This is a genomic window from Pelomonas sp. Root1237 (assembly GCF_001425055.1).
Classification (GTDB): Bacteria; Pseudomonadota; Gammaproteobacteria; order Burkholderiales; family Burkholderiaceae_C; genus Pelomonas.
Map to the genome: position 1 here is coordinate 159013 of NZ_LMDK01000022.1, position 11850 is coordinate 170862.

Sequence of the window (11850 nt, forward strand, 5' to 3'; positions counted from 1 at the left end):
GAAGGGCACTGACGCCCCCTCGGGGGGCAGGAAACGAAGTTGACGTGGGGGCTTCATGCCCACAGTGTGGCCGCAGAATTCGCAGGATGTCCCAATTCCAGACCTATCTCGTCGGCGGCGCCATCCGCGACCGCCTGCTCGGCCTGCCCGTTAAGGACCATGACTGGGTCGTCGTCGGCGCGTCGCCGCAGGACTTGGCTGCAGCCGGCTATCTGCCCGTCGGCAAGGACTTCCCCGTCTTCCTGCACCCCGACACGCGCGAGGAAGTGGCCCTGGCCCGCACCGAGCGCAAGACAGCCGCCGGCTATCACGGCTTCGCCTTCCATGCCGCGCCCGACGTGACGCTGGAGCAGGACCTGGCGCGCCGCGACCTGACGATCAACGCAATGGCCCAGGACGAGCAGGGGCGCCTCGTCGACCCCCACGACGGCCAGCGTGACATCCGCGACAAAGTGCTGCGCCATGTGTCGCCCGCCTTTGCCGAGGACCCGGTGCGCATCCTGCGCCTGGCCCGCTTTGCGGCGCGCTTTGCGGACTTCACGGTCGCGCCCGAGACCGTCGAGCTGATGCGCGCCATGGTCGCGGCCGGCGAGGTGGATGCGCTGGTGGCGGAACGCGTCTGGCAGGAGCTGTCGCGCGGCCTGATGGAGAACAAGCCGTCGCGCATGTTCGAGGTGCTGCGCCAGGCTGGTGCGTTAGCGCGGCTGCTGCCCGAAGTGGAGGCCCTGTTCGGCGTGCCGCAGCCCGAGGCCCACCATCCCGAGGTCGACACCGGCATCCATCTGCTGATGGTGCTGGACCAATGCGCCCGGCTGGAGGCGCCGCTGACCGTGCGCTACGCCTGCCTGTGCCACGACCTCGGCAAGGGCACGACGCGCAAGGAGGAGCTGCCGCGCCACATCGCTCACGAGGTGCGCAGCGAAAAGTTGGCCCGCGAGGTCAGCGCGCGCTGGAAAGTGCCGACCGATTGCCGCGAACTGGCCGAGCTGGTCGCCCGCGAGCACACCCATGTGCACCAGAGCAGCGCCTTCAGCGCCGAGGCGCGGCTGCGCCTGCTGGAGCGCTGCGACGCCTGGCGCCGGCCCGAACGTTTTGCCGAAATGCTGTGGGCCTGCGAATGCGACGCCCGCGGCCGCCTCGGGCTGGAGGACCGCGACTACCCGCAGCGCGAGCGCCTCGCTGCCGACCTGGCGGCGACGCTGAAGGTCGACCTCGCCGCCGCCAGCGCAGCGGCCATTGCGCGCGGCGCCAAGGGGCCGGACATCGGCCGCGCCGTGCAGCGCGCGCGGCTGGCGGCGCTCAATGCCAGCGTTAGTTAGGGCCCTGTGACGCCCAAGCCCGCCTCAGGGCTTTGCGTTGCTTCACCGGCGTGAAAGCGATCGCATGGCTAAAGTCAGTGGTTTTGCTCCCGGCGCCAGGGTCGGCGCCGGAGCGGGCCGTCGAGAAGCAAGTCGAACAGGACGCAATGATGAAGTTGGCATGGGGTAGCAGCGCTCGGCTGGGCATCTTGGTGGCACTGGGCATGGGGCTGGGCGGTTGCGGCCAGTCCAACAGCCAGACTGCGGCGGCCACGCCGCCCCCGCCCGAAGTGGGCGTCGTCACCGTCACGCCGGGCCGTGCCGACCTCGCCGCCGAACTGCCCGGTCGGCTGGAGGCCTTCCGCGTCGCCCAGGTGCGCGCCCGCGCCGCCGGCATCCTGAACAAGCGCCTCTTCACTGAGGGCAGCGACGTCAAGGCCGGCCAGGCCTTGTTCGAGATCGACGCCGCGCCCTACCGCGCCTCCCTCGCCAGCGCTCAGGCCACGCTCGCACGCGCCGAAGCCAATCTGCTGCAGGCCCAGTCGCTGGCGGACCGCTATGCACCGCTGGCCAAGACCCAGGCCGTCAGCCAGCAGGAGGCGCTGAGCGCCCAGGCCGCGGCGGGCCAGGCCAAGGCCGACGTGGCCGCCGGCAAGGCCGCCGTGCAGACGGCGCAGATCAACCTCGGCTATGCCGCCGTCACCTCGCCCATCTCCGGCCGCATCGGCCGCGCCCTCGTCACTGAGGGTGCGCTGGTGGGCCAGGGCGAGGCCACGCCGCTGGCCATCGTGCAGCAGATCGACAAGCTCTATGTCAACTTCACGCAGTCGGCCGCCGAGGTGATGCGGCTGCGCCAGGCGCTGGCCGATGGCAAGCTGCAACGTGCGGGCGGCAAGGACGCCGCACGCGTGCAGGTGCTGCTCGAGGACGGCAGCGTCTACGCCGAGACCGGCAAGCTGCTGTTCTCGGACTTGAGCGTGGACGCCGCCACCGGCCAGATCACGCTGCGCGCCGAGCTGCCCAACCCCAAGGGCCTGCTGCTGCCTGGCCTGTATGTGCGCGTGCGCCTGGCCCAGGCCGAGGTGGCCGACGCCGTCTGGCTGCCGCAGCAGGCCGTGGCCCGCGGCGCGACGGGCGAGACCGTGCTGGTGGTGGCCGACGACGGCAGCGTCAGCGCGCGGCCCGTGAAGCTCGGCCCGGCCCAGGGCGGCAACGCGCTGGTGCTGAGCGGCCTGAAGGCCGGCGAGAAGGTCATCGTCGACGGCCTGCAGAAGGCCAAGGCCGGCGGCAAGGCGCGGCCGGTGCCATGGACCCCCGCGGGCTCGGCACCGGCCGCAGCCCCTGCTTCGGCCGCCTCGAAGGGCTGAACCTCACATGGCGCAGTTCTTCATCAACCGGCCCATCTTCGCGTGGGTCATCGCCCTGTTCATCACGGTCATCGGCATCGTCGCGGTCACGCAGCTGCCGATCGCGCAGTACCCGCCGGTGGCGCCGCCGTCCATCGTGCTGTCGGTCAGCTACCCCGGCGCCTCGGCGCAGACGCTGGAGGACTCGGTCATCAGCGTCATCGAGCGCGAGATGAACGGCTCACCCGGCCTGATCTACATGGAAGCCGTGGCGCAAGCCGACGGCACCGGCTCCATCACGATGAGCTTCGACCCGGCCACCAGCCCCGACCTGGCCCAGGTGGACGTGCAGAACCGCTACGCACGTGCCCAGCCGCGCCTGCCGCAGGCCGTCATCCAGCAGGGCGTGCGGGTGGACAAGGCCAACCCCAACTTCCTGCTCTTCATCATCCTGTCGAGCAGCAACCCGGCCTTCGACCCCATCGCGCTGGGCGACTACGCCTCGCGCACCGTGCTGCCCGAGATCCAGCGCGTGCCCGGCGTGGGCCAGGGCCTGCTGTTCGGCACCGAGCGCGCCATGCGCATCTGGCTGGACCCGGCCAAGCTCGTGGGCTTCCGACTCGCGCCGGCCGACGTGAACGCGGCCATCCAGGCCCAGAACGCCCAGGTCAGCTCCGGCTCCATCGGCGACCTGCCCAATGTGCCCGGCCAACCGGTCGCGGCCACGGTCGTCGTGCGCGGCCAGCTCACGAACGTGGAGCAGTTCGGCAACATCATCCTGCGCGCCAACGCCGACGGCTCCACCGTGCGGCTCAAGGACGTGGCCCGCATCGAGCTGGGCGCCGACAGCTACACCGGCCGCTCCACGCGACTGAACGGCAATCCCTCGGCCGGCGTGGGCGTGCAGCTCGCCCCTGCGGCCAATGCGCTGCAGACGGCCAAGCTCATCAAGCAGCGGCTCAAGCAGCTGGAGCCCTATTTCCCGGCGGGCGTGAAGGCCACCATCCCCTACGACAGCTCGCTGTTCATCGACATCTCCATCTCGCAGGTCGTCGAGACGCTGGTGGAGGCCGTCGCGCTGGTGTTCCTCGTGATGTTCCTGTTCCTGCAGAACATCCGCTACACCATCATCCCCACGCTGGTCGTGCCCATCGCGCTGCTGGGCAGCTTCGCCACGCTGCTGGCCCTGGGCTTCTCCATCAACGTGCTGACGATGTTCGGCATGGTGCTGGTCATCGGCATCGTGGTGGACGACGCCATCGTCGTGGTGGAGAACGTCGAGCGCGTCATGAGCGAGGAGGGGCTGTCGCCCCTCAAGGCCACGCGCAAAGCCATGGGGCAGATCTCCGGCGCCATCGTCGGCGTGACCGTGGTGCTGATCTCGGTGTTCGTGCCGCTGGCCTTCTTCTCGGGCTCCATCGGCAACATCTACCGCCAGTTCTCGGCGGTGATGGTCAGCTCCATCGCCTTCTCGGCCTTCCTGGCGCTGTCGCTGACGCCGGCGCTGTGCGCCACGCTGCTCAAGCCCGTGGAGGCCGGCCATCACCTGGAGAAGCGCGGCTTCTTCGGCTGGTTCAACCGCGGCTTCTCGCGCACGGCCAAGGGCTACGAGGGCTGGGTGTCCAAGTTCATCTACCGCGGCGCGCGCATGGCTGTGGTCTACGCGGCCGTCATCGCGGCGGCCGTGCTGGTGTTCCAGAAGCTGCCCACCTCCTTCGTGCCCAATGAAGACCAGGGCAACATCCTCGTCAACATCCAGCTGCCGCCGGGCGCCACCCAAGCCCGCACGCTGAATGTCGTGAAGCAGGTCGAGGACTACATGCTCAAGCAGCCCGAGGTGGAGAGCATGGTCGGCGTCGTCGGCTTCAGCTTCTCGGGCGCGGGGCAGAACGCAGGCCTGGCCTTCGTCACGCTCAAGCCCTGGGACGAGCGCCACGGCGCCGAGCACTCCGCGCAAGGCCTGGCCGCCCGCGCCTTCGGGGCGCTGAGCAAGGTGCGCGACGCCATCATCTTCCCCACCAGCCCACCGCCCATTCGCGATCTGGGTCGGGCCAACGGCTTCGCCTTCCGCCTGCAGGACCGCAGCGGCCACACGCGCGCCGAGCTGCTGGCCGCACGCAACCAGCTCCTCGCCTCAGCGGCCAAAAACCCGCTGCTGAACGCCGTGCGCCCCGACGGCCTGGAGGACGCCGCGCAGCTGGAGCTCAGCATCGACCGCGACCGTGCGCAGGCGCTGGGCGTGAACATTGGCGCCGTCAACGCGGTGCTGGGCACGTCGCTGGGGTCCACCTACGTGAACGACTTCCCCAACACCGGCCGCCTGCAGCGCGTCATCGTGCAGGCCGATGCGCCCGCGCGCATGCAGCCCGAGGACCTCGCTCGGCTCAACGTGCTCAACAGCGCCGGCCAGCCGGTGCCTCTGAGCGCCTTCTCGACCAGCAAGTGGGTCACCGGCGCCATGCAGACCGTGCGCTACAACGGCTACTCGGCCATGCGCATCCTGGGCGAGCCGGCCAAGGGCGTGTCCACGGGCGTGGCCATCGCCGAGATGGAGAAGATCGCGGCCACCCTGCCCGACGGCTTCGGCTACGAGTGGACCGGCCAGTCGCGCGAGGAAAAGCTCTCGGGCTCCACCGCCTTCATCCTGTTCGGCTTCTCGCTGCTGGCCGTGTTCCTGTGCCTGGCCGCGCTGTACGAGAGCTGGAGCATCCCGCTCGCCGTCGTCCTCGTGGTGCCGCTGGGCGTGCTCGGCGTGGTGCTGGGCGCGACCTTCCGGGGGCTGGAGAACGACGTCTACTTCAAGGTCGGCATGATCACCATCATCGGCCTGTCGGCCAAGAACGCGGTGCTGATCATCGAGTTCGCCAAGGACCTGCAGGCCCACGGCAAGAGCGTGTTCGACGCGGTGCGCGAAGCGGCCCACCTGCGCTTTCGCCCCATCATCATGACCTCGCTGGCCTTCATGCTGGGCGTGCTGCCGCTGGTGCTCGCCAGCGGCGCGGGCTCGGCCAGCCAGCGTGCCATCGGCACCGGCGTGCTGGGCGGCATGTTGACGGCCACGGCGCTGGCCGTGTTCTTCGTGCCGGTGTTCTTCGTCGTCGTGCGCCGCTTCTTCCCGGGCAGCGAGCGGCAGCGCAAGCGCGATGCCCACGAGGCGGAAGACGACACGGGAGGCCAGGCATGAAGACGTCTCTCTCGCTGATCGCCCTCGCGGCGCTGCTGGCCGCCTGCGCCGGCCCCGAGCCCAAGCGCCCGGTTGCCTCGGAAGCCGCGGCCGCAGCCGTGCCGCAAGCCTTTCCGCAAGCCGGTGGCCCTGGCGCGACGGCCGCCACCGAGTTGCTCTGGGCCCAGGCCTTCAAGGGCGCGCGGCTGCAAAAGCTGATCCCGCTGGCCCTGGCCAACAACCGCGACCTGCGCGTCGCGGTGCTCAACATCGAGAGCGCCCGCGCCACCGCTTCGGCGCGCGATGCCGACCTATGGCCCACCGTCAACGCCGGCATCAGCGGCTCGCGCACGCCGACGGCGGCTGGCGGCATCAACAGCGTCTACCAGGCCGGCCTGCAGGTCTCGGCCTATGAGCTGGACCTGTTCGGCCGCCTGCGTGGCCTGAGCGCCGCGGCCGCCGCGCAGGTGCTGGCGGCACAGTCCAACCAGCAGGCGGTGCGCACGGCGCTGGTGGCGAGCGTCGCCAATGCCGAGATCGCGCTGCAGGCCGACGAGGCCCTGCTCAAGATCACGCGCGACGCCCTCGCCACGCGCGAGCAGTCGCTGTCGCTGACCCGCCAGCGCTTCGAAGGCGGCGTGTCAGGCGAGCTGGACCTGCGCTCGGCCGAGTCCTCCTGGCAGGCGGCCCGCGCCGTGCTGGCCCAGGCCCAACGCCAGCGCGCGCTGGACGAGAACGCGCTGGCCCTGCTGATCGGCGGCCCGCTGCCGGCCGACCTGCCCGCGCCCACCGGCGACCTGGCGGACTTCGAGCCCCTGGCCGAGTTGCCCGCCGGGGTGCCCAGCGAGGTGCTGACACGCCGGCCCGACATCCGCCAGGCCGAGTTCCAGCTCGGCGCAACGGACGCCAACATCGATGCCGCCCGCGCCGCCTTCTGGCCGCGCATCACGCTGACCGGCAGCGTCGGCACGGCCAGCGGCCATCTGTCCGACCTGTTCAAGAACTCGGCCTGGAGCTTTGCGCCGCAGCTGATCCAGCCCCTCTTCGACGCCGGCCGCAACCGCGCCAACCTGGCCGGAGCACGAGCGTCGCGGGACATTGCGCTGGCCCAGTACGAGAAGGCCATCCAGACCGCCTTCCGCGAGGTCGCCGACAGCCTCGCGGGCCGCGCCACGCTGGCCGAACAGCGCGCCGCACTGGCGGCCCAGGTGGAAGCCGAGACTCGCCGCCTGAACGCGGCCGAGCAGCGCTACACGGCCGGTGTCTCCAGCGCCCTGGACCGGTTGGACGCACAGCGCTCGCTGTTCGCGGCCCAGCAGACCCTAGTGCAGGTGCAAAGCCAGCGCGCGCAGAACCTGGTGGCGCTGTACCGTGCCTTGGGCGGCGGAGGCTGACCCCATGCGCGGGCTGGCGCTTGCCCTTGTCCTGCTGGCGCTGCTGCCAACGGCGCAGGCCCAAGGGACGCTGCGAGAACGCATCAAGGCCCGCATCGAGGAGCGCCGCGCCGAACGCGGCACGGCCGAGACGGGCGGCTTGCAGGAGCTGCAGGTGCAGGGCCGCAAGGTGCTGGTCCATCTGCCGACGGGTTATGACGCCAGCCGCCCCGCGCCGCTGGTGCTGGCCTTCCACGGCGGCGGCGGCCATGCCGGGTACATGGCCGACGACGAGAAATACGGCTTGCAGAAGAAGGCCGACCAGGCCGGCTTCGTCGTCGCCTTCCCCAATGGCTACAGCAAGCTGCCGGGTGGGAAGTTCGCCACCTGGAACGCCGGCGGCTGCTGCGGCGACGCGCGCGACCGCAATGTGGACGACGTCGCCTTCGTCCGCGCCACCGTCATGGCGATCAAGGACAAATACAGCATCGACGCCAGCCGCGTCTTCGCCACCGGCATGTCCAACGGCGGCATGCTCAGCCACCGCCTGGCCTGCGAGGCCGCCGATGTGTTCCGCGCCGTCGCTTCGGTCGCCGGCACCGATGCCACCGCCAGCTGCGCGCCGAGCAAGCCCATCGCCGTGCTGCACATCCACGCCAAGGATGATGACCATGTGCTCTTCAACGGCGGCGCCGGCCAAGGCGCCTTCCGCGACGAGAGCAAGGTCATGAGCTTCATCTCCGTGCCCGAGACGATCTCGCGCTGGGTGCAGCGCGACCACTGCGCGGTGCCGCCGCAGCGCGTGCTCGACAAGCCCGGCGCCACCTGCGAGACCTACAGCGGCTGCAGCGGCGGCGTCAGCGTGCAGCTCTGCGTCACCGAGACCGGCGGCCATTCCTGGCCTGGCGCGCCCAGCGTGCGCCGCGGCAAAGGGGCGGCCTCGCAGGCGCTGGACGCCAACGACGTGATCTGGCGCTTCTTCGAGCAGGCCTCACGCTAGACCCTGCTGGAATCGCTTCCAATTTTCTGACCCATACTGCGCTGCACGAACCAATGCCGCTCCCACCGCCATGCGTTTCCTGACCACCGCCCTCCTCGTTGCCACCAGCCTTTGCGCCACCGCTGGCGGCCCGCCGGCCATCTACGACGAAGGCGTCGACGCCAAGGCCGCGATCCGCACCACATTGGCCGAGGCCGAGAAGGCCAAGCTGCCCGTCCTCGTCGTCTTCGGAGCCAACTGGTGCGGCGACTGCCGCATGCTGGACAACAGCTTCAAGCACGGCCCGAGCGCGCCGCTGATCGCCAAGAGCTTCAAGGTCGTCAAGGTCGACGTCGGCCGCTTCGACCGCAATGTCGACATTGCCGAGAGCTATCGCGTGCCACTGAAGAAAGGCATCCCCGCCGTCGCCGTGCTGTCGCCGCAAGGCAAGCTGATCTACGCCACCGAAGGCGGCGAGCTGGCCGACGCCCGCAAGATGGGCGACCAGGGCGTCTACGACTTCTTCAGCCGCGTGACTGCCTCGGCCAAGTGACGGTCTCCCTGACCGGCGCCTCGTGGGCCCTGCGCACGCAGTTCTTCGTGCTGGGCGTGATGTTCGCCACGTGGGGCGTGCATGTGCCCACCGTCAAGGCCCATTACGGGCTGGGCGAGCAAACCCTGGCACTGGCCATGCTGGCCGGCGGCGTCGGCGCGCTGCTGGCCCTGGCCCAGGCGGGCCGCATCGTCGGCCGCTTCGGCCCCAGCGCCGTGGCTGCCACCATGGGCGTGCTGTGTTGCGCCAGCGTCGCCTGCCTGCTGGCGTTCTCGTCCTATGCGGCGCTGCTCGTCGTCATGCTCGGCTTCGGCATCACGGGCAGCCTGCTCGATGTGTCGGTCAACGTCGAGGCGACCGAGATCGAGCGCCTGTCCAAGCGGCCGCTGATGAGCGGCTTCCACGGCATGTTCAGCCTCGGCGGCATGGCAGGCGCGGGCCTGGGCAGCGTCGCGCCGGCGCTGGGCCTCACGCCGCAGGGCCATCTCTTCGTGGCCACCGGCCTGGGTGCCGTCTGCGCGCTGGTGGCCAGCCGCGCGATGCTGCCCGTCGAGCCCGGTGCGGCCGACGAAAAGCGACCGCTGAGCATTCCGCGTGGCCCGCTGCTGCTGCTGGGCGTGCTGGCGTCCATGGGCTTGATCGCCGAGGGCGCGATGTACGACTGGAGCGTGCTCTTCATGAAGCAGGAGCGCGGCAGCGAGCCCAGCACCGCGGCCCTCGCCTACGCCAGCTTCAGCGGCGCGATGGCCGTGGGCCGGTTCGGCGGCGACTGGGTGCGAGCGCGCATGTCGGGCACGAAGCTGATGCGGGCCAGCGGCGTACTCGGCGCCGCCGGCATGGCGCTGGCGTTGGCCCTGCCCTCGCCCGTCGTGGCGCTGATCGGTTTCGCGCTGGTGGGGCTGGGCCTGTCCAACGTCGTACCGGTGATCTTCAGCGCGGCGTCGCAAGTGCCCGGCGTGTCTTCGGCCCACGGCATCGCGGCGGTGTCTGGCGTCGGCTACCTCGGCATGATGGCCGGCCCGCCGCTGATCGGGTTGATCGCCGAGCATTCGTCGCTGACCGCCGGCCTGGTCGTCGTCGTCGTGTTCGCCGTCTTCATGGCGCTGTCGGCGAAGCGGGCAATGCGCGGGGCCTGACGCCGGGCGCAGCAGGACGAAACCGGGGCGGGGTCATCTACCCACGACCGGCCGGCTTGGGCCACTTGATGCGCGCGGTGAGCTCGCCCTTGTGCTGTCGCATGGCGGGCAAACTCGTTTCGGAATTTAAGGCATCAAGCTGGCAGGACCGAAGATAGCGAGACAGTTTCGGAATTTAATGAATTTTAAGTTGTAAAGCCACAGCTGTGGCATGATTTCGGAATTCAAGAAATTCAGCCTTCCGGCATCGTCTGGAGCGCCTCATCCCGGGAATTCCGAAATGACTTCCAACCCTACCGCCCCGCCACCCGAACTCCTGCGCGTCGTGGATGCCGGCGCCCTCGGCCCGGCCATCCGAGCCCGTCGCCGGGCACAGTCGCTGCGCATCGACGATGCGGCCTCTTTGAGCGGCGTCTCCGTCGACCTGCTCTCCCGCCTCGAGAACGGCAAGGGCTCCGTGCGACTGGACAAGCTGCTGGCGGTGTTGGACAGCCTGGGGCTCGCCCTCGTGCTCGGCCCCAAGGACCACCCAACGATGCAGTCCGTCTCGCGTCCCGGCGTCGAGCCTGCGGAGCAGCCATGAACTCGGCCGCCGACGCCCCTGTTGCCCCGCATGCGCTCAACCTCTGGGCCGACGGCCAGAAGGTCGCGACGCTGGGCTATGAGGCCCTGAACGACCGGTGGTCGCTGGACTACGAAGCGAACTGGGTCGCGGCGCCGGGAGCGTTTCCCCTGTCGCCTGCGCTGCCCTTCCAACCCCCGGCCGACGGCTATGCCGTCGGTGCCGTGAAGCGCTTCGTGGAGAACCTGTTGCCCGAGGGCCGCGCGCTCGACGTCACGGCCACGACCTATCGTGTCTCCAAGTCGAACATCTACGCCCTCATCAGCGCACTTGGGACCGAGACCACCGGGGCGTTCCGATTCTGGCGCTCGGATGACGTGCCGCCGGCCGCCGCCGCCAAACCGCCGCGTGAGGTGACCCGCGAAGAACTGGACCAACGAATTGCCGAGCGCGACCAGATTCCGCTGGCCGTCTGGGATGGCAAGGTCCGCATGTCCATCGCGGGCGTGCAGGACAAGTTGATGGTCTACCTGGACCGCCCGCTGAGCGACGCAGGACGTCTGTTCCTGGTCGAGCCGCCCCTGGCATCGACTCACATCCTCAAGCCCGACCCCGCGCGTGGTGTGACACCGCATCTCGTCGTCAACGAACACTTCTGCATGTCATTGGCGCGGCGCATGAAGCTGCCCGTCGCGGAGGTCGGCATCTATCGGACACCACGGCCGGTACTCGTCGTCCGCCGCTTCGACCGGGTTGTCGTGCAAGGCGCCGGAGACGGTGCCGCGCATGGCGCCAACGAGCCCACCGTGCGGCGCCTGCACATCATCGACGCCTGTCAGGCCTCGGACCTGCCCGAGAGCTTCAAGTACGAGCGGAACCTGGGGAGTGGCGCGCACGTCCGCAACATCCGGGAGGGCGTGAGTTTCCAAATGCTGTTCGAACGCGTGGAGCAGACCGTCAACAAGGCCGTGGCACGCATGACCCTGCTGAGGTGGGCCCTGTTCCAATTCCTGATCGGCAACTGCGACGCGCACGGCAAGAACTTCTCGTTCTTCGTGCGACGCGAGGGGCTGGACCCGGCGCCCTGGTATGACCTGGTCAGTGTGGTTCAGTACGCAGGCATCGACCACCAGTTGTCCATGGCCTGGGGCGATGCCTTCTCGCTGGAAGAGGTAGGAGCGTTTCAGCTGGCCGACTTTGCGCAGCGATGCGGGGTCGACAGGAAGCTACTGAAACGCGAGGCCGCACGGCTGGCCAAACTGGCGGTGGAACACGCGCTGGCACAGGCCTTGGCGGACGACTACATCGACGACAGTGAGCGCGCCTTTGCAGGCCAACTCCGTGATTTCGTCGTGGGACAGGCTACCCGGTTGACCAAGCTCGCGGACGAGGCGTCCAAGATGAAACCTGAGTTTCTGTGACGCCTTGGAGTTCGCGGCG

General features: G+C 69.6%; 9 protein-coding genes. All 9 read left to right on the forward strand.

The annotated features are described in order from the left end of the window. Nucleotides 1-86 precede the first annotated feature (86 nt). Nucleotides 87-1319 carry a multifunctional CCA addition/repair protein gene (locus ASC91_RS28425; protein WP_056205595.1) on the forward strand — a complete coding sequence of 411 codons (1233 nt, stop codon included), beginning with the start codon at nt 87-89 and terminating at the stop codon, nt 1317-1319. 146 nt (nt 1320-1465) lie between these two features. Next, on the forward strand, nt 1466-2665 hold the full coding sequence (locus ASC91_RS28430; RefSeq protein ID WP_157282229.1) for an efflux RND transporter periplasmic adaptor subunit: 1200 nt from the start codon (nt 1466-1468) through the stop codon (nt 2663-2665). A gap of 7 nt (nt 2666-2672) precedes the next feature. Then, a complete protein-coding gene (locus tag ASC91_RS28435) occupies nt 2673-5828 on the forward strand; it encodes an efflux RND transporter permease subunit (RefSeq protein WP_056205598.1) in 3156 nt (1051 codons plus the stop codon). Beyond that, nucleotides 5825-7201: an efflux transporter outer membrane subunit gene (locus ASC91_RS28440; protein WP_056205601.1), complete on the forward strand. Its 1377-nt coding sequence runs from the start codon at nt 5825-5827 to the stop codon at nt 7199-7201. Before ASC91_RS28435 ends, ASC91_RS28440 begins: the two co-directional genes overlap by 4 nt. Nucleotides 7202-7205: 4 nt before the next feature. Beyond that, nucleotides 7206-8180, forward strand: a complete 975-nt coding sequence (locus ASC91_RS28445) for a PHB depolymerase family esterase (RefSeq protein WP_056205603.1) — start codon at nt 7206-7208, stop codon at nt 8178-8180. A 70-nt stretch (nt 8181-8250) separates the two neighbouring features. Then, the gene (locus tag ASC91_RS28450) at nt 8251-8712 is read left to right on the forward strand and encodes a co-chaperone YbbN (protein ID WP_056205605.1); all 462 of its coding nucleotides are present in this window, start codon (nt 8251-8253) and stop codon (nt 8710-8712) included. Continuing rightward, a complete protein-coding gene (locus tag ASC91_RS28455) occupies nt 8709-9848 on the forward strand; it encodes an MFS transporter (RefSeq protein WP_056205607.1) in 1140 nt (379 codons plus the stop codon). Before ASC91_RS28450 ends, ASC91_RS28455 begins: the two co-directional genes overlap by 4 nt. A gap of 280 nt (nt 9849-10128) precedes the next feature. Beyond that, nucleotides 10129-10431 (forward strand): helix-turn-helix domain-containing protein, encoded by a 303-nt coding sequence (locus ASC91_RS28460; RefSeq protein ID WP_056205609.1) that lies wholly within the window; start codon nt 10129-10131, stop codon nt 10429-10431. Beyond that, entirely contained in the window at nt 10428-11831 is a 1404-nt protein-coding gene (locus ASC91_RS28465) for a HipA domain-containing protein (protein WP_056205611.1), read from the forward strand. Before ASC91_RS28460 ends, ASC91_RS28465 begins: the two co-directional genes overlap by 4 nt. Nucleotides 11832-11850: the final 19 nt, after the last annotated feature.